The organism is Ensifer sp. ENS11, assembly GCF_014851895.1.
Classification (GTDB): Bacteria; Pseudomonadota; Alphaproteobacteria; order Rhizobiales; family Rhizobiaceae; genus Ensifer; species Ensifer canadensis.
In genome coordinates this window covers 1-21,768 of sequence record NZ_JACVAN010000008.1, presented here as the reverse complement: position 1 = coordinate 21,768, position 21,768 = coordinate 1, and the positions used below count along the sequence as shown (strand labels likewise).

Below are 21,768 nucleotides of genomic sequence, written 5' to 3'. Positions count from 1 at the left end.
GTCGATGGAGCGCCGCCTCGCAGCCGTCCTGATCGCCGACGTCGCCGGATACAGTCGCCTGAGCCGGCTCGACGAGGAGGGAACGCGCGCCAATTTCCAGAGCGACCTGCATGACATTCTGGAGCCGCAGTTTGCCGAACATCACGGCCGGCTGGTCAAGACCATGGGTGACGGGCTGCTGGTGGAATTCCGCAGCGTCGTCGATGCACTCCGCTGCGCGGTGGAGATCCAACAGCGCAAGGCCGAACAGGCCGACAAGGTCACAACTGACCGGCGGCTCGATTTCCGCATCGGCATCAATCTCGGCGACATCATCGTTGAAGGCGACGACATTCACGGCGATGGCGTCAACACCGCCGATCGGGTGCAGGGGCTGGCCGAGCCCGGTGGCATCGCGATATCGGGTACGGCCTACGACCAGGTTCGATTGAAGCTTAGTGTCGGCTACGCCTCGCTCGGCGAGCAGACGGTCCGGGGGATGGCCGAACCGATCCGCGTCTATCACGTGCTTCTCGACCCTGATGACGCTGGCAAGACCATCGTCAAGGATACGCAGCAGCATTTTGCGCGAAGGAGCATGCTCATTGCCGGCGCCCTCATGTTGCTCCTCGCATTTGTCGCCGCCTGGTGGCAGCCGTGGACGCTCATCCTGCCGGAGACGCCGACCGAGCGCTTTGCCTATCCCCTGCCGGACCAGCCATCCGTCGCAGTCCTGCCGTTCATCAATGTCAGCGGCGACCGGGATCATGACCATCTGGCCGAAGGGTTGACCGACGACCTGATCACCGAGCTTTCGAAGGTGTCCGGCCTGTTCGTAATCGCTCGCCATTCGGTGTTCGCGATGAAGGACAACGCTTCGAAGATCCAGGACGTGGCAGCGGAGCTTGGCGTTCACTACATTCTGGAGGGCACGTTGCAACGGGCCGACCAGCGGCTGCGCATCAACGTCAAGCTGATCGATGCGATGAGCGGTCTATCGCTCTGGGCGGAGCGCTATGACCGGCAATATGCCGATCTCTTCGCGGTCCAGGACGACGTCATCGGCAAGATCATCGCGGCGCTGGAGGTCAAACTCAGCGAAGGCGAACGCGACCAGCTGGCGCGCATCCCGACCGACAATCTCGAAGCCTACGACTACTACATGCGGGCCGAGCAGCAGGGGCTCATCTATAGCGATGTCGATACCTATCGCCAGACGCTGGCCTTCTATCAGAAGGCGATCGATCTCGATCCGCGTTTCGCCGATGCCCATGCGGGGATCGCGCGGGTCGCCGTCGACGTCTGGCGCAATGACTACAATTATCTCTGGTCGGCGGCCGTTGCCCGCAAGATCGCTTATGACGCTGCCGGCCAGGCCCTGAAGCTCGACGCCAACAATGCGCGCGCGCACACAGTGCTGGCATTGCTGCAGCTCGTCGACGGTCGCGAAACGGAGGCGCGGGAATCTGCCGCCAGGGCGGTCACGGCGCAGCCGAGCGATCCAGAGGCCTTTGCCAACCTGGCGCTGATCCTGGCGCAAACCGGCGAACACGAACAGGCAATCGCCGATCTGGAACGGGCATTGAGGCTCGATCCGTCACCGTCTCCGAGTTTCCGGCTGCTGGCGGGCATCGTCTACTACACCGCACGCGACACCGACCGGGCGATCCCGCTGATCGAAGCAGCCGGCGAGGCCCTACCGAATGCGGAGGCTGCACGGGAGTATCTGGCCTCGGCCTATGCCCAGCGCGGCGATCGGGCGCGCGCGGTGGCAGAGGGCGCAAAGCTGCTTCAGCTCTTTCCCGACACCAACCTCACCTATTACAGCTACCTCTATGATTACTGGCGCGAAGAGGACCTCAATCGCCACCTCTACGGACTGCGCACTGCCGGCATTCCGGAGTGGCCCTTCGGCTTCGTCGGGGCGGCGGCGGACAGGCTCGGGCCGGCGGAACTTGGCACGCTGACCCAAGACAAGACCTGGGCCGGGCAGCACAAGAATGGCACGAGCTTCGTGCAATTCTTCGATAAGGCCGGCAACACCGCCTATCGCAGCGCCAACACAAACATCACCGGGCGCGCCGAGGTGAAGGGCAACCAGCTCTGCGAGAAATTCGACGGATATTTCCTCGACCGCATGGTCTGCGGCTATGTCTATCGCAACACGGCCAAGGGCGAGCGCGGCGCAGACTTCATCCACGTGACGCCGCAGGCGCTAAAATTCTTCTCGATCGAGCAGTGATCGCTATCCGGTCAGCGCGCCGCCTGCCAGGTCGTGCCGAGCTTTTCCGAAATGAGCGTGTTCTCCACTTCAGACCAGTGCTTCTTCGAATCGACCAGCTTGTTCGGGTTCTTCTCGAAGCCTTCTGCCGCACCCGGATCGTAGCTCAGGAACAGCTTGCCCTCGATGATGCGCCAGGCCTTCGGATCGATATTGGTGGTCACCGTGCCAAACGACACACCGTCGGCGCAGTAGCCGCCATATTGCGGGGCGTAGCGGGTGGGTTCGCGGATGAAAAGCTCACGGTTCTCGGCGCTGGCAAACTGCCAGTTCGCTCCGAGCCAGCGGTAGGAAAATTGCGGCGAGCCTTCGAGCGCCTTGCTCTCGGTGAAATAGGCGACCGGGTCGTAGCCCTTGATGGCGACATCGCCGAAGTAGCCGGTGTTGACGAGGTCTTCCGCCATTATCGGCCCGGACAGTGCCAGAAACGCCGTCGCAGCGAGGCCGACGGCGCATGCGTATCGATTGTAAAACATTCCTCTTCTCCGATTCCGGATGCGGCTGGCGCACGCTCTGGCGTCACTTCCGCTTCGTGCATTCGGTATAAAGCCAGTCGCCGACGAGGTCGGCCTTCTGGCAGGTGGCGCCCGCTTTCAGCAGAAGCTCGGCGGCGTCCCAGTGCGAGCGCCAGCCGGCCTGTGTCAGTGGCGTGTAGCCGTTGCGTTCCTTCGCCTCGACCTCGGCCTTTTGGGTAAGCAGCACAGCCACGACATCGGCGTGACCCTCCTCGGCTGCGGCATGAAGCGGCGACATCTTGTAGAAGTTCTTGGTGTCGTTGACGTCGGCGCCCTTGGCGAGCAGCAGCTTGACGGTGTCGAGATTGCCGCCATAGGCCGCGGCGTGCAGGGCGGTCAGCCCGCCCTTGTTGCGGATCTCGATGTCGCAGCCGCGATCGAGCAGCAGGGCGACGACATCCGGCCGTCCGGCAAGGGACGCGACCAGCAATGCCGGCTCGCCGGCCGTATCCGGCTCGGTGATGTCGGTACCCTGATCCAGCAACAGCGTGACGCGCTTGACGTCGCCGTCTCTTGCCGCGTCATGCAAGGGACCCGCAAAAGCCGCCGAGGTGAAAAACGCTAGCCCGGCGACCGAAGCACAAACATAGTTCATAGCGCCACCTCCGCCCCAGCTTCGGTTTTGCATGTAAGAATGTTCGAAAATATCACAGAGTCCTTGCCGTCAACAAGGTCAATCGCCCGGCAAGGAGCGGGGGGCGAGGCGTTTGCTTAGAGCACTACCAGGAAAAGCGCGAAGCGGTTTTCCAGTTCTGACGGTCGATATATCGATCTGATGCGGGTCAGGCGTTGACCCGCATCAGATCGAGCACGCGCTCCACCGCACAAGGGATGGGGGCGATGATCGGCGTGGTGAAATGCGGCTGCAACTGTTCGGCCGCCTGGCCGAGCGGGCCGCCGCCGATGATGACGGCCTCGGCGCCATCAAGCTCGATGCATTGCCGCACCGCCTCGTCGAGTGCTTCCCGCAGCAGCTTTTCGTCGCCGGCAAGCGCGAGCGGATCGCCGGGCGTACAGCGGATGCCGGTATATTGGCCGGCAAGGCCGAGGTCGCGGGCGCGGTCGTCGATGGCCTCGATCAGGTCCGGCGTCGTGGTTGCGACGCCGAACTTGCGGCCGCTCAGCGCGGCTTCGATCATCGATGCCTCGCAGATGCCGACGACGGGGATGTCGACACGGTCCCTGAGGGTAGCAAGGCCGGGATCGCCGAAGGCACTGACGATGATGCCGAGGCAACCGGCGCCATGGGCCGCGCCGATCTCGATGACCTCGCCGGCCGCAGCGGTCAGCTGCTGCGGCGTGACGATCATCTGCGGGTTCCGCACGGCCGTGGCGACTGCCACGGCCGTGCGTCCGGTTACAGCCCGCTCAGCGATGGCGAGCATCATGCTGCTTGTTGCCTGCGAGCTGTTCGGGTTGATCAACAGGATATGTGCGGTCACGTTCTGACTTCCATGCCGACATTGACCTGTTTGGGCTCAGCCTTGGCGAGGTCGGCGTCCGCCGGCTGGTCCAGATCTTCCATCGACATGCCATAGGTCTCGGGACCGAGCTGGATGCAGAATGCGAAGACTGCGTACATGCCGGCTGCCAGCCCGAACACCCCGACCATGCCATAGGTGTCGAACAGCATGCCGGAGATCGTTGGCACGAAGGAGCCCGCGGCCGACCCTGTCGCCAGGATAAGTGCTACGCCGAAGGCGCGAATGCGTGTCGGGAAGAGCTCCGGCGCGTAGATCCAGATCGAGGTGTTGAGCAAAAGCACGAAGAACTGGAAGATCGCTCCAAACATCAGGACGAGGTAGATGTTGGTTCCGAGATAGGCGATCGAAATGGCCGCCAGGCACGCGAAGACCGCACCGAACGTCAGCACTTTCTTGCGCGGGAAATAATAGCCGAACATCGAGGCGGCGATGGCGCCGAGCACGCTGCCGCTCTGGATGATCATGCTGTAGAGCAGGCTGCCCTGCAGGGTGTAGCCCATCGACACGAAGATGATCGGCATCAATGTGAGCACCGATAGCTGGGCGCCGTAGCTCATCAGGATGGCGATTGCGACGGGAATGGTTCTGCCGATGAACGGTGCCCGGAAAAGCTCCTTCCAGTCGCTCTTGGCAGGTGCTTCGTCCTGGAGATGATCCTTGGTCAGGTATTCCTGAACCTTCAGATTGCGGGGCCGCAGTGATCCGGAGGCCAGAATCGACAGCACCTTGTTGGCCTCGTCGATCTTTCCCTGCGAAGCAAGGAAGCGCGGTGTCTCCGGCACAAACCGGCGATAGAAGACCACGAGCAGCGCGGGCAATGCCAGCGAGGCGAAAAGCCAGCGCCAGCTGTTTTCACCGGGAAAGAGCGTGAAGATCAACAGGCCGAAGGCGGGGGCAAGGAAGTTGCCGAAGCCGCCGGCGCCAACATTGACGAGGCCGGCCGCCGTCCCGCGGAATTTCGGCGAGCAGAATTCCGACAGCATCGTCACCGCGGTCGAGATTTCGCCGCCGACGCCGAAGCCGACAATGGCGCGGGCAAAGCACAGCGCTGCGAAATTCGGCGCGAGTGCGCAGGCGGCCGAGCCGATGGTGAAGAGCAGAAGGTTGATCGTCAGCATCACGCGGCGGCCGTAGCGATCGCCGAGAATGCCCGACAGCAACCGGCCGAGAGCGGCGCTGCCGAAGGTGATGGTGTTGAGGAAGCCGATATCCGTGCCGGTCAGGCCCCAATGTTCCTTGAGGATCGGGCCGGCGACGCCGATGGTGTTCTGCTCGAAACTGTCGAACAGGCAGCCGATCAGAACCAGGGCGATGATCTGTTTGTGGGCGCCGGTGACGCCGATCTTGGTGAAGGCTGATTCCAATTGTCGAATGACCGGCGAAGACTTGCCGGACGGCACCATATTTTCCGCTGCCATGGTTTGTTCCCCTTTATGGCTTAACTGGCGTGAAAACTTAGTTTCATGATGCTATATCAAGAAATCACAGTTTCATACAAGAATCTTGCTCCGAAACGGATGAGCCGGACGTTTCGCGCCTGACGGGCGCTCTTGCCGGACAGCACAATTCACCTTCGAAACAACGCCATTGAGGAATGCAGGTTTCATGCCAAAAGGTTAGAAACTACAGTTTCTCCTTTTCAATCAAAGATATGGAGCGCCGTTGGTCGGTATCTACGACTTGAAACTGTGGTTTCTTGTGATCGAATAATGCACTGCTGTTTCAGGCAGATGCCCAAACAACGATCACAGCTCTTCGAGCGCGTCGTTTAACGCTTCGATGCCGCGCAGACGGTTGCGGCCGCTGATGCCTGCCGTTTCGATGCAACGCGTCGTCAGCAGATGGCAGAGCGCCATGACCGAGACGTGGTTGAAGAGCGGCCCGGGTGCCAGCGTCTGGCAGCGGAAATGCCACTCGGCCTGGCTGAGGAAGGGCACGCCCTCGTCGGTGATATAAAGCAGGCGGGCACCGGATTTTTCCACCTGGTTGATGAGCGCATCCATCAGGGCGATGCGGCGGCGCAGGCCGAAGACGATGACGACGTCGTCGGGCGTGAAGCTGACGAGATGTTCGCCCAGCGTCTGGCCGCCTCCGGGAATGGCCGAGATGTTCTCGATCACCTGCGTCAGCTGCCATTGCAGATAGGTGGCGAAGGAGTGGCTGGCACGAAAGCCGATGACCCAGACCTTGCGTGCCTTCAACAGCGCTGCCGACGCAGCGTTGATCTGTGTTTCCGATATCGCAAGGAAGGTCGCCTCGATATTGGCGACCCCTTGGGCCACATGGGCGGTAACGGATTGCTCGCCGGCCGTATCGGCGCTTGTCGCCAGGAAGAGCCGTGATCCCGTCTGCTTGTCGGCGCGCGCATGGCGGCGCGCCTCTTCGTAGTTTTCATAGCCGAGCCGCTGGATGAAACGCGATACGGTGGCCTTCGACACATGCGCCAGTGCCGCCAGCTCCTGGGCGGAATAGCTGGCGACCTCGCCGGGAAAGTCGCAGAGAAAGTCTCCAAGGCGTCGCTCTGCCGGATGGAGTTCCGGCAGGACCTGACGAACGCGAGTGAGGAAGGATCGCTCTTTGGGACTCATTGCCAATTCCATGAAACTGTCGTTTCACGGACTGTCCGATTTCCACGGGGTGTTTGCAAGTGCGCAGGCCCGGAAAGCCAGGCCTGCGCCATTTCGCGTTGACGTCGCCTTAGTATTTTGACGGCACGTAGAGTTCAGGCGGCAGCACCTTGCGTTCGTAGTCCGGGTTGAACACCCGCTCCGGCAGGGTGATCTCCTCGTGCGGCACATCCTCATAGGGGATCTGCTGCAGCAGGTGGTCCATACAGTTCAGCCGCGCCCGCTTCTTGTCGTTGCCTTCGACGATGTGCCACGGCGCCTCGGGGATGTTCGTTCTGGCGAAGGTCTCTTCCTTGGCCTTGGTATAGGCCTCCCAGCGCACGCGCGATTGCAGATCCATCGGTGACAGCTTCCACTGCTTCAGCGGGTCGTGGATGCGCACCAGGAAGCGCATCTGCTGCTCCTCGTCGGTGATCGAGAACCAGTATTTGACCAGCCGGATGCCGGAGCGCACCAGCATGCGCTCGAACTCCGGCACGTCGTTGAAGAACTGCTCGACCTGGTCTTCGCTGGCAAAGCCCATGACGCGCTCGACGCCGGAGCGATTGTACCAGGAGCGGTCGAACAGCACGATCTCGCCGCCGGCCGGTAGATGCGGCACGTAGCGCTGGAAATACCACTGGGTCTTTTCGCGGTCCGATGGGGCGGGCAAGGCCGCGACCCTGACGACACGCGGATTGAGCCGCTGGGTGATGCGCTTGATCACGCCGCCCTTGCCGGCGGAATCGCGCCCCTCGAAGATCACCACGACCTTTTCCTTGTGGTGCACGACCCAGTCCTGCAGCTTGATCAGCTCGGACTGCAGCGCGATCAGAGCGCGGAAATAGTCGATGCGTGGCAGCGACGGCGGGTGGCTCTTGCGGTAGATCTTGCGGATCTCTTCCGAAAGCGCCGGCTCGGAAAGCTCGAGTTCATAGTCTTCATCGAGCGTATCGGCGAGTTCCGCCTCGAGCCAATCCTGTCCTTCGAAGTCGCCAGTTGATCTGTTCATCGCATCCCTCCAGCGCGCAAATCGCGCAATGCGGCAGCCCCGCGGCATGATGCTGCCGTCATCTGGCTTATTCCATAGCCGCATGAAGGGAATTTGACGCTGTCCTTGGCGGCCGACGCCGTGCTGCGGGGCGCTCTACGCCTTGATGTACCAGCCCCACGGCTCGTCGGTATCGAAGCTGGTGATCTGCTTGGTCTCCAGATAGTTGGAAAGGCCCCAGCGACCGAGTTCGCGACCGATACCCGATTGCTTGTAGCCGCCCCAGGGCGCCTCGGGGAAGGTCGGTTGCGAGCAGTTGATCCAGATGATGCCAGCGCGTAGCGCCCGGGCGACGCGTTCGCAGCGCTCCTTGTCCTCCGACATGACCGCCGCGGCAAGGCCGAAGCGGCTGTCGTTGGCCATGCGCACCGCATCGGCCTCGTCCGCGAACGGCTTGACGCAGACGACAGGCCCGAAGATCTCCTCGCGCCAGACATAGCTGTCTTCGCTCATGTCGGTCAAAACGGTCGGCTCGATGAAGTAACCGCTGTTGAAACCGGCGGGCCTGCCGCCGCCCGCCGCGATGGTGGCGCCGTCCTGGCGGGCGCGGTCGATCGCGGTCAGGATCTTGTCATATTGTCCCTTGGAAACGATTGGCCCGAGCAATGTGCCCTCGTCGAGGCCGTTGCCGATGGTGATCTTGCCCGCCTCTTCGCAGAGCCTTTTGACGACGGTATCGTAGATCGGTTCCTCGATGAGCACGCGCGAGGTTGCCGAGCAGACCTGCCCCTGGTTCCAAAAGATGCCGAACATGATCCATTCGACGGCCTTTTCGATATCGCTGTCGGCAAAGACCACGAAGGGCGACTTGCCGCCAAGCTCGAGGCTGATGTTCTTGATGTCCTGGGCGCCGGCCATCATCACCTTTCGCCCTGTCGGTACCGAGCCGGTAAAGGCGAGTTTGTCGACCAGCGGGTGCTCGGTCAGCGGCTGGCCGGCATCCTGGCCGGTGCCGGTGACGATGTTGAGCACGCCGGGCGGAAGCTCGACCTCCTCGGCGATTGCGCCCAGTTCCAGAGCCGTCAGCGGCGTCAGCTCGGACGGTTTCAGCACCATGGTGCAGCCGGCGGCAAGCGCCGGCGCCACCTTCCAGGAAACCATCAGCAACGGATAGTTCCAGGGCGTGATCGCGCCGACGATGCCGAGGGGTTCGCGGATGGCACGGGCTCTGAACCTGGTGTCGCCGACGGCGATCGTTTCCTCCGGGTTGGCGTCGAGTTCCTCGGCAAGCCCGGCATAGTAGCGGAAGCACCCGGCGGCATCGTCGATATCCCACAGTGCTTCCGGCAGCGGCTTGCCGTTATCGGTGACTTCGAGATGCGCCAGCGCATGGCGTCTTTCCTCGATCTTCTCGGCAATCGCGCGGAGATAGACGGCCCGCTCCGTGCCGGTAAGCTTCGGCCATGGGCCGCTGTCGAAGGCGATGCGGGCAGCTTTGACGGCGCGGTCGATATCGTCGTAGGTGGCGGCCGGCACGCGGTGGATGACCTCCTCCGTTGCCGGATCGATCACGTCGAGCATACCGCCGCGGCGGGGTTTCTCCCATTTTCCGTCAATGAATAGTTTGTCTCGCATGCCCGTGCCCTCATTTCAGCCCGGGAGAGTATGACCCGCACGGTGGCGATCGCGCCAGCCGCCGGCCATACTTTTTCTGGGCCATGTCGCTTTCGGTTCAGGCCCTTACGATCTTCGGCAAGGTCTGAAGGCAAGAAACGGAAGAACGGGAAGGATAGCGCCGGCACTGGCGACGAACCAGAACTGCCGAAGCGTCATCCAGCCGCCGCTGTGCAAGGTGCCGGCGAGGACGCCCGCCACCATGAACAGATCCATCAACGGCAGGCTCAGCGCATAGAAGACGGCCTGGCGCTCAAGGTTCAGCCGCTGCTGGAGCAGCGTGAAATAGGCGGCAAAAGCCACCATCTCCGGTATGCCGCCGATGATCAGCACCACCGTCGCCAACGCATGGGTCGGGGCGAAGACCAGCGCAAGCGTCGTCACGCCTTCGAGAAGGCTTGCGACGAGATAGGCCATCAGCAGCGAGTGTGTATCGATCAGCGTTCGCGCCAGGCGGTTTGAGACCAGCGCGCCGATGACGGCACCCGTCCCTTGCGCTGCAAGCAGCACGGTCCACGTGGCGGCGCCAAGCCCGAACTGGTCGTGATTGAGCCAGAACAGGAAGGGCTGCAGCGCGCCGAGAGAAATCATGTAGCCGAGAGCAGGCAGGACGAGTACCCAAAGAACCGGGTTCTCGCGCATGGTCGCCGCGGCCTCTCGGAAAAGACCGGATCGAGCGGCTGGCTCCCGTTTGACCCGCATCTGCTCCGGTGTTGCAACGCCCCGGCAAAGGGCGAACGCGGCCACGAGGTGGCCGGCTGCAAGCGCAAGGAAGGTGAGGGCAGGGGATATAACCGTCAGCATGAGACCTGCCGTCGGCGGGCCAAAGATTTTGGCGAGACGATCGATCGTCTGAAACGTCGTGTTGGCTTCCATATTGCGGCCGGAAGGCACGGCGGCGGCGCGCAACGCCAGCAGGCCTGGAACGACAATCGTGTCTGCAAAGCCGATTGTCAGAACCACCATCTGAAGCGTGCCTGCGTGTTCGACGCCGGCAAGGGCGAAGAGGCACAATGCAGTGACGATCAGCCCCGCACCAACGGGCAGCCGAGAGCCCGCGCGGCGGATCAGGCTGGCGGCAGCCGGGGCAAACAGGATGCGCGGTGCGAGCCGCAGCGCAAGGCTGCCGACAAGGTCTGTGCCGGTGCCGAACCGTTGGGCGACGAGAAGTGGCAGTGCTGCGACCAGCATCCACGAGCAGAAGGAATAAAAGGCGAGAGCGAACCCGACGCGCCGGAAGTCGGCCGATTTCCAGGGGGATGGCGATGTCATAACGAGCCCGAATGGCAGTCGATTGCCTCGCGCTCCCGATCATCGTGGCGACCTGTCGTTGGGCCGTGCCGTCGATCTAGGAGAAGGAGATCAATCGAATCAACGAAGACCAGCCCGTGAGACACGGGCGACTTTGGGCTCGCTGCTGCAAGCCCCGCCTTGCGGGGCTCGTCACGCCATCAGGTGTGGTTCGGTCGACATGACCGTGTGTTAACATGCTTGCGGGGTCAGCGACAAGAATTGTGGTTGGAGGCGTGCATGCTCACCGGGCCTGGCTTGCCAGCGCGGGCATGGTGCTTGCAATTTGCGTGATGACCATACCGCCGATGATCAGCGCAACGCCGACGAGGCGGGCGAGGCTGACCGGCTTTTCCGGAAAGCCCATCAGGCCGAAATGATCGATGACGACAGAGACCGCCATCTGTCCGGCGATCACCGCGACAATGAAACTGGCGGCGCCGAGTTTTGGGGCGAGCAGCAGTGCGGCAGTGATGTAGATGACGGCCGCCGATCCAGATCCACCAGGGACCCTTCAGTGTCTCACCGAGCGTTGGCATCGGTACGCGAACGGCGATCATGATGGGAATGATGAGGGCGAGGCTGGCGCCGAGCGAAACGACCGTCGCCCAGAGGGGATGACCGATTAACCGGCCAAGCATGGCGTTGGCGCCGGGCTGGAACGGCACGACGGCTCCGGCGAAGACAGCGGCGAGGATGAGGAGGAGTGATCCGGCATTTGGCATGACAATATTCCGATCTGTTTGACCGCCCGATGGTTCATCATCCAAATGAAGAATGGAAATTCGCAGTTCGCACGATCTATATTCGTTGAATGAATAATCTGACTGGAATCGATCTGAACCTGCTGGTCGTGCTCGATGCGTTGCTGACTGAGCGCCATGTCTCGCGTGCGGCAGTCCGTCTGAACAAGAGCCAGCCTGCGGTCAGCCATGCGCTGGCGCGCTTGCGCGAACTCTTCGATGATCCCCTGCTGGTGCGCCACGGCGGGCGGCTGGAGCCGACCATACGGGCGCTTGAGCTCGCGCCACGGCTCGTGGAGGCCATGGGTCGCGTGCGGTCGTTGCTTGCGCCCGCAGGTTTTGATCCCGCAACGGAGCGGCATGTGTTCCGATTGGCAATGTCGGATTACGGGGCTGCCGTTCTGCTGCCGAAGCTGATGGCGACCCTGCGGGCCGAGGCACCATATATCGATCTGATCGTCAGCCAGGCGAGCCGCGAGGTCATGGCGTCGCAGGTGGTGGACGGCGAGATCGATCTGGCGCTGGGCGTGTTCCCGACGCACGGCGGAGGCATCCGATCATCGTTGCTCTTTCGGGAAAGCTTTGCCTGCCTTGCCGACGCGTCACAGCTTGGCGGATCGCTGGCCATCGATCTTGGTGACTATCTCGCCCGACCGCATGTGCTGGTGTCATTGCGTGGCGACGCCGGCAACGAGATCGATCTTGCGCTCGCGGCGACCGGCAAGACGCGCCGCATCTGTCTTGCGGTTCCGCATTGGAGCGTCGCACCGGGCTTGGTGCGCGGCACGGATCTTGTCCTGACCGTGGCGCGCCGCATCCTTCCACAGGGGGACGGTCACGGGCTGGTCGTCTTCGAGCCGCCCTTTGCCATTCCGCTGTTCGACTTCGAGCAGATCTGGCATCGTCGTCGCGACGGCGATCTGGGGCATCGCTGGTTGCGGACGCTGATCGAGCGCCTTCTCGGCGATGAGGAGCCGGTTGCGGGCTGATGCGGAGTTATCACTCGTCTGCGTCCTTGCACGAACCAGGTGGGCCTGCGCTTCACCCCGTCGCGCGCTAGAGTCGGGCGGTGTCGCAAGCGCAAAAAAAGACCCGGTCGGATGGGCCGGCCGGGTCTCAAAGGTTTTGGATTGTTGGCGCTATCAGGCGTGCCCGACGCCCTGGATCGCCGACACCTGCCATTCGCCTTCGGGCTTGCGTACGAAGGTCCAAAGCTCGACGGCTTCGGTCAGGTTGTCCGGATCGCCGCTGATCACCTTGCCGGTCGTACGGTCGCGCATGACGTCGATGCTCTCGTAGCGCATGGCGACGGTCGCGAAGTCGGTGCCGTTTTCCGACCAGGCCTCGGCGACATCGCCCTGGACGAGATGGACTTCGGTGACGTCGTTCTTGACGCCGCTGGTGGCGTTGTCGCTGAGTTCTTCGGCCAGGTAGGACATGGCTTCCGGCGTCGTCAAACGACGCAGGGTGCCGTAGTCCTCTGCCGCATAGGCTGCTTGAACGTCCTTCAGCATCTTCTCGAACTGTTCGAGATCGGACTGGCCGACACCGATTTCATCGGCCGGGCCGTCGGTGACGGGGGCTGGTGTCGGTACGACGGTCGGGCGTGCATTCGATTGGCCGCCTGCCTGGCCACCGCCGATGCTCGGGATCTTGAACGACGGTACGCCAGTCGAAGGCGAGTGGGCCGACGAACGCTCGGACGGACCGGCATAGGCCGGCTGGCGGTTGCGGCCGAAGAAGCGCATAGCGAGCATGATCACGCCACCGATCAACAGCATCTGCACGATCAGGCCGAGGAAGCCGGCAGCACCGCCGAAGCCGCCGCCCATCAGCATGCCGATCAGGCCGCCGACCATGAGGCCACCGAGGAGCGAACCACCGAAGCCGCTGAAGAAGCCGGGCCGTGCGTTGGGCGTGTTGGCGCCGGCGGGGCGCGTCTGAGCTGCCCCGGGATTGGTCGTCGTTGGGCCGGCGTCCTGGCGCGGCGTCATCGTGCGGTCGATCGGTGCCGCGTTTGTCGGCGCGGTGCGGGTGGCTGGCGGCTGCGAAAAGGTGCGCGTGCCACGGCTGCCGAAGCCGCCGCCCGAGCGCCGGGCCTCGGCGACATCCACAACCGTGAGCGCGACAGTGAGACCGATCGCCATCATCGCCAGAGCTCGTCCAAAACGCTGCATTGCCATTCAAACCCCTTGTATTGTGCTTGGGCCCATGAGGCCTTCACGGGCTCATATAGAGGTTCCGGTCCCGGAATTTAAGGTTTTCGAGTCGCTTTTGGCCTGGTTTACCGTAATCCCGACGGTGAAATCGGCCCGGAAAAGCCCTCAGCGGTTGGCTTCCAGGATCATCGTCGCCGCTTTTTCGGCGATCATGATCGTCGGCGAATTGGTGTTGCCCGAGGTGATTGTCGGCATGATCGAGGCATCGGCAATCCGCAGGCCTTGCAGGCCACGCAGCCGCAATTCCGGGTCGACGACGCTTTCCGGATCTGCGCCCATCCGGCAGGTGCCGACCGGGTGGAAGATCGTCGTGCCGATATCGCCGGCAGCACGCCGCAGATCCTCGTCGCTCTCATAGGAAGGTCCCGGCTTGAACTCGGTCGGGTTGAAACGGGCGAAGGATGGCTGGCTGACGATGCGACGCGTCAGGCGAATGGAACGGACCGCGACATCGCGGTCGGCCTCTGCCGTCAGATAGCGCGGGCGAATGTCGGGTGCTGCGGCGAAATCGGGCCCTTTGAGATGCACCGACCCCCGGCTTTCGGGGCGAAGATTGCAGACGCTGGCGGTAATCGCCGGAAAGGGATGAACCGGCTCGCCGAACTTTTCGAGCGTCACCGGCTGGACGTGATATTGCAGGTCCGGCGTTTCCTTCTCGGGGCCGGAACGGGTGAAGATGCCGAGCTGGCTCGGTGCCATGGCCATCGGGCCTGAGCGCCTGGCGAGATATTCGAGGCCGATCGCCGCCTTGCCGAGAAACGTGCTTGCCTTCTCGTTCAGGGTCGGCACCCCGGTCACCTTGTAGGCGAGGCGCAGTTGCAGATGATCCTGCAGGTTTTCGCCGACGCCGGCCAACTCGTGCCGGACCTCGATCCCATTATCCCTCAGGACATTGCCCCGGCCAACACCGGAAAGCTCCAAGATCTGCGGCGAGCCGATGGCGCCCGCCGAAAGAACGGTTTCGCGGCGACAACGAACACGCTTGACCAAACCATCGTGCTGGAATTCGACGCCGGCGATGCGACCTTCCTCGATCACCAGCCGCCGGACATGCGCCTTGGTCAGAATGGTGAGATTGCTCCGGCCGCGTGCGGGCCGCAGAAACGCCTTTGCCGTGTTCCAGCGGATGCCGGAACGCTGGTTGACGTCGAAATAGCCGGAGCCTTCATTATTGCCGCGGTTGAAATCGGGCGTTTCCGGGATGCCGGCCTCGGTCGCTGCCTTCTGGAAAGCGTCAAGCACGGCCCAGCGAACGCGCGCCTTCTCTACCCGCCACTCGCCGCCGGCGCCATGCATTTCGTCGGCGCCGCGATAGTGGTCTTCCGATTTGCGGAAGTGCGGAAGGACGTCATCCCAGCCCCAACCGGTGCACCGGAGCTGGCGCCAGTGATCGTAGTCGCGCGCCTGGCCACGCATGTAGATCATGCCGTTGATCGACGAGCAGCCGCCGAGCACCTTGCCACGCGGGTAGCCGAGAGCACGACCGTTCAACCCTTCCTCTGCAGCTGTGGTGAAACACCAGTCGGTGCGGGGGTTGTTGATGCAATAGAGATAGCCGACCGGAATGTGGATCCAGTGATAGTTGTCGCTGCCGCCGGCCTCGAGCAGCAGGACGCGGCGATCCGGGTTTTCGGAAAGGCGGTTGGCCAGAACGCAACCGGCGCTACCCGCTCCGACGACGATATAGTCGAACGTGTCCATGGGCTCATCACTCTCTTGTCGATGCCCGGTCCGGCCGTGAGCCAATGTCTCCGACCTGTCTAGAGAGCGTTTCCGGTTAAACGGCGTCGCGGAAACGCTCTAGCTCTCTGTTTTTACGCATTTCCTGACGGAAAACCGCTTCGCACTTTTCCTGGAAATGCTCAGTGTCGATGTTCAAAGCCGAGCTTGCGGCCGAGCCTCGAATTATAGAACTCGCCGACGATACCGCGCCGGAAGAGCAGCACGCAGACCATGAAGACCAGGCCGGTAATGATGGTGACCGGGAATTCGGAGGTCGCGAGATAGTTCTGCAAGGTCACGACCAGGCCGGCGCCGAACAGCGGTCCGATCAGCGTGCCGATACCGCCGAGCAGCGTCATGAGGATGACCTCACCGGACATCTGCCAGCTGACGTCGGTCAGCGTCGCGAACTGGAAGACCAGCGCCTTCACGCCGCCGGCAAGGCCGGTGAGTGCCGCCGACATGACGAAGGCCGCAAGCTTGTAGTTGCGCACGGAGTAGCCGAGCGACACGGCGCGCGTCTCGTTCTCCCTGATCGATTTCAGGATCATGCCGAAGGGCGAGTGAATGATCCGCCAGATGATCGCCACGCCGATGATGAAGACTCCGAGCACGAAGTAATACATGTTCGCCGACTGGCTGAGATCGATGAAGCCGAAGAGATGGCCGCGCGGCACGGACTGGATGCCGTCCTCGCCCTTGGTAAACTCGGCCTGCAGGCAGAAGAAATAGAACATCTGCGCCAGCGCCAGCGTGATCATGGCGAAGTAGATGCCCTGCCTGCGGATAGCGAGGAAACCGATGATCGCGCCAAGAAACGCGGCTCCTGCGACACCGACGAGAATGCCGAGTTCCGGCGGCAGCCCCCATTCCTTCACCGCATGGGCGGTGAAATAGGCGGCGCCGCCGAAGAAGGCCGCGTGTCCGAAGGACAAGAGGCCGGTGTAACCGAGCAGCAGGTTGAAGGCGCAGGCAAAGAGCGCGAAGCACAGCAGCTTCATCAGGAATACGGGATAGAAGAACAGAGGGGCGAGCACCAGCAGCGCAAGACCCGCCGCCAGGAAGATCGTTTGTGCGACGACCGGCTTCTTTTCCCTGGGCTTATCGATATCGAGTGTCAGTGTCATATCAAACATCCCGGCCGAAGAGGCCTGCCGGCCGTATCAGGAGAACGATGGCCATGATCACGAAGATCACGATGTTGGAGGCTTCGGGGTAGAACACCTTGGTCAACCCCTCGGCAACGCCAAGCAGATAGCCGGTGATGATTGCTCCCATGATCGAGCCCATACCGCCGACCACCACCACGGCGAAGACGACGATAATGATGTTCGATCCCATCAACGGCGAGACCTGGTAGATCGGCGCCGCAAGCACCCCGGCAAGGGCGGCAAGTGCAGCCCCCAGCGCGTAGGTGAGCGTCAACAGGAACGGCACGTTGATGCCGAAGGACTGGACGAGAATAGGGTTTTCTGTCGCCGCCCGCAGATAGGAGCCGAGCTTGGTCTTTTCGATCACCAGCCAGGTGCCGATGCAGACGACGAGCGAGAAGGCGATCACCCAGCCGCGATAGACGGGCAGGAACATGAAGCCGAGATTGGTGCCGCCGGCAAGGGCTGCCGGCGTGGCATAGGGCTGGCCCGAAGCGCCATAGAGATAGCGAAAGGTGCCTTCGATCGTCAGCGCCAGGCCGAAGGTGAAGAGCAGGCCATAAAGCGGATCGAGCGCGTAGAGCCTTCTCAGCATCGTGCGCTCGATGACGGCGCCGACAAGCCCGACGGCAAGCGGTGCCACGATCAGCGCCGGCCAGTAGCCGATGCCGAAATAGGAAAGCAGCATCCAGGCGAAGAAGGCGCCGAGCATGTATTGCGCGCCGTGAGCGAAGTTGATGACGCGCAAGAGGCCGAAGATGATCGCAAGGCCGAGGCTCAGGAGTGCATAGAACGAGCCGTTGATCAGGCCGATCAGCAGTTGGCCGAGGAAGGCTTGCAGTGGAATTCCAAAGATCATGGTCATGGCTCAGACCCCCAGCACGTCATGCAGCATGCCCATGCGATCGGAGAGCTCCGAGACCGGAAACTCGCCGACCATGCGGCCATGATCCATCAGGTAGAAACGGTCGGCAACCTTGCTGGCGAAGCGGAAGTTCTGTTCGACCAGAAGAACGGTCATGCCGCGCTCCTTCAATGTCTTGAGCACGTCGCCGATGCGCTGGACGATGACCGGGGCGAGTCCCTCGGTCGGTTCGTCGAGCAGCATCATGCGCACGCCGGTTCTCAAGATCCGGGCAATCGCCAGCATCTGCTGTTCGCCGCCGGAAAGCTTGGTGCCCGGGCTGTTGCGGCGCTCGTGCAGATTGGGAAAAAGCTCGAAGATTTCGTCGACCGTCATGCCGCCCTTGGCCACGGCCGGCGGCAGCAGCAGGTTTTCATAGACCGAGAGCGTCGAGAAGATGCCGCGCTCCTCGGGGATGAAGCCGAGGCCGCGATGGGCGACCCGGTGCAGCGGAACCTTGATCAGGTCCTCGCCAGAAAAATCGATCGCGCCCTTGCGATTGCGCACGATTCCCATGATCGAGCGCAGGGTGGTGGTCTTGCCGACGCCGTTGCGCCCGAGCAGGGTGACCATCTCGCCTTCGCCGACCGTCATGTCGACGCCGTGCAGGATGTGGCTTTCGCCGTACCAGGCGTTGAGGCCGGAGACTTTCAGCAGCGGTTTCATCTCAAGCCTCCTCGGTGCCCATGTAGGCGGTGCGCACCCGCGGGTCGGCCGACACTTCTGCATAGTCGCCCTCGGCGAGGATTTCTCCCCGCTGCAGCACGGTGACGTGGTGGCAAAGGGTCGAGACGACGGAAAGATTGTGCTCGACCATCAGCACGGCGCGTTCGCGCGCCACCTCGCGGATGATCTCGGCCACCATGCCGACATCCTCGTGGCCCATGCCGGCCATCGGCTCGTCGAGCAAGAGAACCTTCGGGTCGAGCGCCAGCGTGGTGGCGATCTCCAGCACCCGCTTGCGGCCATAGGAAAGATCGGCGGCAACCGCGTTTCTTTCCTTATCGAGACCAACGGAGCGGATGAGATGATCGGCCTTTGCCGTCAGCCCGTCGAGCGCCGACATCGGCTTCCAGAACTGGGTGGCAAGTCCGTTCGGCCGCTGCAGCGCCACCCGCACATTTTCGAGCACGCTCATATGCGGAAACACCGCCGAGATCTGGAACGAGCGCACCAGCCCCATGCGCGCCACCTTGTCCGGCGCCATGCGGGTGATGTCTTCGCCGAGCAGCGTGATCGTGCCGTCGGTCGGCTGCAGGAACTTGGTCAGAAGGTTGAAGACGGTCGTCTTGCCGGCGCCGTTCGGACCGATCAGTGCGTGGACCCGTGCATCGTGGACGTCGAGGTTGACGTTGTTGACGGCGGTGAAACCGCCGAAATCGCGACGGAGACCGCGGGCGGACAAAACCACCCGCGGCGCTCCATTCTGTTCTGGCAAGACAGCGGTCATCGCGATCCGACCGCTCACGACTTCACGAGGTCGCAGCCGCTCTTGGCCGGATCGATGAAGGCGTCGGAACCGGGGATGGTGGCGAGCACTTTGAAATAGTCCCAGGGCTCCTTGCTTTCGTCCGGCTTTTTCACTTCCAAGAGATACATGTCGTGGATCATGCGGCCGTTCTCGGCGACCTTGCCGTTTTCGGCAAAGACGTCGTTGACGGGCAGCGCACGCAGTTCCTTCGAAACGGCATCGCCGTCATCGCTGCCGGCCTTTTCGATCGCCTTCAGATAGGAAAGCACGGCGGAATAGGTGCCGGCATGGACCATGTTCGGCATCTTGCCGGTGCGCTCCATGAAGCGCTTGCCGAATTTTGCCGTTTCCTCGTTGCGGTTCCAGTAGAAGCCTTCGGTCAGCGTCAACCCCTGTGCCGCTTCAAGGCCGAGGCCATGGACTTCCGCGAGCGTGAAGAGCAAGGCCGCCAGGCGCTGGCCGCCCTGGACGATGCCGAATTCGGCGGCCTGCTTGATGGCGTTGGAGGTATCGAGGCCGGCATTGGCGAGGCCGATGACCTTGGCGCCGGAAGACTGCGCCTGCAACAGGAAGGATGAGAAGTCGGTGGTCGCCAGCGGATGGCGAACCGAGCCGACGACGGTGCCGCCGTTTTCCTTGACGTAGTTGCCGGTGTTTTCCTCGAGCGAGTAACCGAAGGCGTAGTCGGCGGTCAGGAAGAACCAGCTGTCGCCGCCCTGCTTGACCAGCGCGCCACCGGTGCCGACCGCAAGCGCATGGGTGTCATAGGCCCAGTGGAAACCATAGGGCGAGCATTGCTTGCCGGTAAGCTCTGTGGTGGCAGCGCCGGTATTGATGGTGATCTTCTTCTTTTCCTTCGACAGTGCCTGGACGGCGAGGCCGACCGAAGAACTCGTCAGCTCCATGATGCTGTCGACCTGCTCGGTGTCGTACCATTGCCGGGCGATGTTGGAGGCGATGTCGGCCTTGTTCTGGTGGTCGGCGGTAATCACTTCCACCGGCACACCCAGAACCTTGCCGCCGAAATCCTCGACCGCCATCAGCGCTGCCTCGTAGGAGGATTTGCCGCCGAAATCGGCATAGACGCCGGACTGGTCGTTCAAGATGCCGATCTTGACCTTGCCGTCGGATGCATCGGCGAGCGCCGCGGTGCTGCTGGCAAGCATCATGGCAAATGCGGTAAGCAGTTTCTTCGTCATCGTGTCCTCCTCCAAGGGTCATCAGTCCGGCACAAACCATGCGAAATCCCGCTCGGCTCCGGCAAGCGCATGGCGTTGCCGGACCATCGGTCCCGTTCTGTTCAAATTTGGCCAGACATGCTCCTCAGATGTCGGCTCCGACGATACAATCCGGAAAAATTCGCTTGGACGCAAGCGCTGCTGCCCGTAAATTGCAAACAGGGTCTGTTCATTTTCGAACAGATGGGGGCAGCGAGATGAATCCGAACTTCACCTGGGACGACCTGCAGTTCTTTCTGGCGGTCGCCCGCACCGGGCAATTGTCGACCGCGGCAAGGCGGTTGCGCACCAGCCACGCGACGGTTTCCCGTCGGATCGACCGGCTGGAATTTGCGCTCAAGGTCAAGCTGTTCGAGCGCAATCCGCGCGGCTACGTGCTGACGGCGATCGGCCAGCGGTTCGTCGAGACCGCCGAGCGCATCGAGCGCGAGACCGAGCAGCTGCAGCTCGATATCAGCGACGGCCTGACGGCGCAGCGCGGCGTCGTCAGGCTGAGCACACTCGAAGGTTTCGGTAACTTCTTCCTGTCGGACAGGCTTTCGAGCTTCGCCGCGACCTACCCCAACATTTCGCTGGAGCTGGTGGCGATCCAGCAGATCATGTCGCTGTCGCGCAAGGAGGCGGATCTGTCGGTGGCGCTGACGGCGCCAAAGGCCGGCCCTTACCATTCAGAGGTGCTGACACCCTATACGCTGCATGTCTATGGTTCCCGCAGCTATCTCGCCAGTCATCCGCCGATCAGGAGCCGCAACGATCTCGCTGCCCATCGTTTCGTGGGTTACATCGAAGACATGATCTTCGCGCCCGGGCTCGATTATCTCGGCGAGATCCAGCCGGGCCTCAGGGCGCATTTTCAGAGTTCCAGCATCCTCACGCAGCTGAAGGCCGTACGCCAAGGGCTTGGCCTCTGTGTGCTGCCGCATTTTATGGCGCGCGACGAAAAGGACATTGAGATCGTGCTGCCCGACGAGATCGAGTTGAAGCGGACCTATTGGATGATCTGCCACCGCGACTTGATTGCCGTGCCGCGGGTGAGGGCGGTGCGCGAGTTTCTGACGCAGATCGTGCGGGAGAACCGGGGGTGTTTCAGCCGCGAGCGAGTGTTGGCGGTGGTGCCAGGTGGTCTGGCGCTGCGGCCATAATCGGCTGCCGGCCAGATCCCTTCCGCGGTTCCCTGGCTCTTGGCAACGCTTTTTGACCGATTGGCCAATGATTCTGGTTTTGGTTTTGCTGGTCTGGTGATGCGGAGCGGGCTGTTGATAACTCTCGCTTCCAATTCGTTTGTATTTTCAATGTGTTGTTCGATCTTGTCGATTTTTTGCGAATGCCTGTTGACGTGTTCGGTGAGTGGGGTCTATAAGCCCGATCACTGAACGAGGGCGGCGGCGCTGCTGGCGACGATGTCCTTCGTTTTAAGGTTTCCTTGATTGGCGGATGCTGATTGGTCGGGACGCGAGTTTCGGCGGGAAGTTTTGACGGTTTGACCGTCTGTTTTTTGAC

The 21,768-nt window shown here is 62.3% G+C and carries 18 protein-coding genes and 1 pseudogene; 3 read left to right on the top strand and 16 right to left on the bottom strand.

Features of this window, described 5'->3' with window-relative positions; genetic code table 11:
• The first annotated feature begins 4 nt into the window (after positions 1-4).
• Positions 5-2,221 carry an adenylate/guanylate cyclase domain-containing protein gene (locus tag IB264_RS16865; RefSeq protein ID WP_025424992.1) on the top strand — a complete coding sequence of 739 codons (2,217 nt, stop codon included), beginning with the start codon at positions 5-7 and terminating at the stop codon, positions 2,219-2,221.
• Between the two features lie 11 nt (positions 2,222-2,232).
• On the opposite strand, the gene IB264_RS16860 is transcribed toward IB264_RS16865, so the two are convergent.
• From IB264_RS16860 to IB264_RS16820, 9 genes and pseudogenes are all read right to left on the bottom strand, one after another.
• Positions 2,233-2,664 carry a YHS domain-containing (seleno)protein gene (locus IB264_RS16860; protein ID WP_107027573.1) on the bottom strand — a complete coding sequence of 144 codons (432 nt, stop codon included), beginning with the start codon at positions 2,662-2,664 and terminating at the stop codon, positions 2,233-2,235.
• A gap of 115 nt (positions 2,665-2,779) precedes the next feature.
• Positions 2,780-3,370, bottom strand: a complete 591-nt coding sequence (locus IB264_RS16855) for an ankyrin repeat domain-containing protein (protein ID WP_025424990.1) — start codon at positions 3,368-3,370, stop codon at positions 2,780-2,782.
• Positions 3,371-3,557: 187 nt separating this feature from the next.
• Complete coding sequence (locus tag IB264_RS16850; RefSeq protein ID WP_057210809.1) at positions 3,558-4,217, bottom strand: aspartate/glutamate racemase family protein; 660 nt, start codon at positions 4,215-4,217, stop codon at positions 3,558-3,560.
• On the bottom strand, positions 4,214-5,677 hold the full coding sequence (locus IB264_RS16845) for an MFS transporter (RefSeq protein WP_057210807.1): 1,464 nt from the start codon (positions 5,675-5,677) through the stop codon (positions 4,214-4,216). Before IB264_RS16845 ends, IB264_RS16850 begins: the two co-directional genes overlap by 4 nt.
• A 327-nt stretch (positions 5,678-6,004) precedes the next feature.
• Positions 6,005-6,847 (bottom strand): MurR/RpiR family transcriptional regulator, encoded by an 843-nt coding sequence (locus IB264_RS16840; RefSeq protein WP_025424989.1) that lies wholly within the window; start codon positions 6,845-6,847, stop codon positions 6,005-6,007.
• Between the two features lie 109 nt (positions 6,848-6,956).
• Complete coding sequence (gene ppk2 / locus IB264_RS16835) at positions 6,957-7,877, bottom strand: polyphosphate kinase 2 (RefSeq protein ID WP_025424988.1); 921 nt, start codon at positions 7,875-7,877, stop codon at positions 6,957-6,959.
• 135 nt (positions 7,878-8,012) lie between these two features.
• Positions 8,013-9,491 (bottom strand): aldehyde dehydrogenase family protein, encoded by a 1,479-nt coding sequence (locus IB264_RS16830; protein ID WP_025424987.1) that lies wholly within the window; start codon positions 9,489-9,491, stop codon positions 8,013-8,015.
• A gap of 105 nt (positions 9,492-9,596) precedes the next feature.
• Positions 9,597-10,802, bottom strand: coding sequence for an MFS transporter (locus IB264_RS16825; RefSeq protein WP_057218335.1), 1,206 nt, complete (start codon positions 10,800-10,802; stop codon positions 9,597-9,599).
• Between the two features lie 262 nt (positions 10,803-11,064).
• Positions 11,065-11,545, bottom strand: a pseudogene (locus IB264_RS16820) (DMT family transporter).
• 89 nt (positions 11,546-11,634) lie between these two features.
• Here IB264_RS16820 and IB264_RS16815 point away from each other — a divergent pair.
• Positions 11,635-12,552 (top strand): LysR family transcriptional regulator, encoded by a 918-nt coding sequence (locus tag IB264_RS16815; protein WP_025424985.1) that lies wholly within the window; start codon positions 11,635-11,637, stop codon positions 12,550-12,552.
• Between the two features lie 153 nt (positions 12,553-12,705).
• Here IB264_RS16815 and IB264_RS16810 read toward each other — a convergent pair whose 3' ends face one another.
• The 7 genes from IB264_RS16810 to IB264_RS16780 form a co-directional block, all read right to left on the bottom strand.
• Entirely contained in the window at positions 12,706-13,746 is a 1,041-nt protein-coding gene (locus IB264_RS16810; protein ID WP_025424984.1) for a Tim44 domain-containing protein, read from the bottom strand.
• A 141-nt stretch (positions 13,747-13,887) separates the two neighbouring features.
• Positions 13,888-15,483: a GMC family oxidoreductase gene (locus IB264_RS16805; protein ID WP_025424983.1), complete on the bottom strand. Its 1,596-nt coding sequence runs from the start codon at positions 15,481-15,483 to the stop codon at positions 13,888-13,890.
• Positions 15,484-15,644: 161 nt separating this feature from the next.
• Positions 15,645-16,631 (bottom strand): branched-chain amino acid ABC transporter permease, encoded by a 987-nt coding sequence (locus IB264_RS16800; RefSeq protein ID WP_107027569.1) that lies wholly within the window; start codon positions 16,629-16,631, stop codon positions 15,645-15,647.
• Position 16,632: 1 nt separating this feature from the next.
• Positions 16,633-17,520, bottom strand: a complete 888-nt coding sequence (locus IB264_RS16795) for a branched-chain amino acid ABC transporter permease (RefSeq protein ID WP_192433863.1) — start codon at positions 17,518-17,520, stop codon at positions 16,633-16,635.
• A gap of 3 nt (positions 17,521-17,523) precedes the next feature.
• Positions 17,524-18,225 (bottom strand): ABC transporter ATP-binding protein, encoded by a 702-nt coding sequence (locus IB264_RS16790; RefSeq protein ID WP_025424980.1) that lies wholly within the window; start codon positions 18,223-18,225, stop codon positions 17,524-17,526.
• Position 18,226: 1 nt separating this feature from the next.
• Complete coding sequence (locus tag IB264_RS16785) at positions 18,227-19,009, bottom strand: ABC transporter ATP-binding protein (RefSeq protein WP_025424979.1); 783 nt, start codon at positions 19,007-19,009, stop codon at positions 18,227-18,229.
• A gap of 14 nt (positions 19,010-19,023) precedes the next feature.
• A complete protein-coding gene (locus IB264_RS16780; protein ID WP_025424978.1) occupies positions 19,024-20,229 on the bottom strand; it encodes an ABC transporter substrate-binding protein in 1,206 nt (401 codons plus the stop codon).
• Positions 20,230-20,465: 236 nt separating this feature from the next.
• Between IB264_RS16780 and IB264_RS16775 the strand changes: the two genes are divergently transcribed.
• Positions 20,466-21,410: a LysR family transcriptional regulator gene (locus tag IB264_RS16775; RefSeq protein WP_025424977.1), complete on the top strand. Its 945-nt coding sequence runs from the start codon at positions 20,466-20,468 to the stop codon at positions 21,408-21,410.
• The last annotated feature ends 358 nt before the right edge of the window (positions 21,411-21,768 follow it).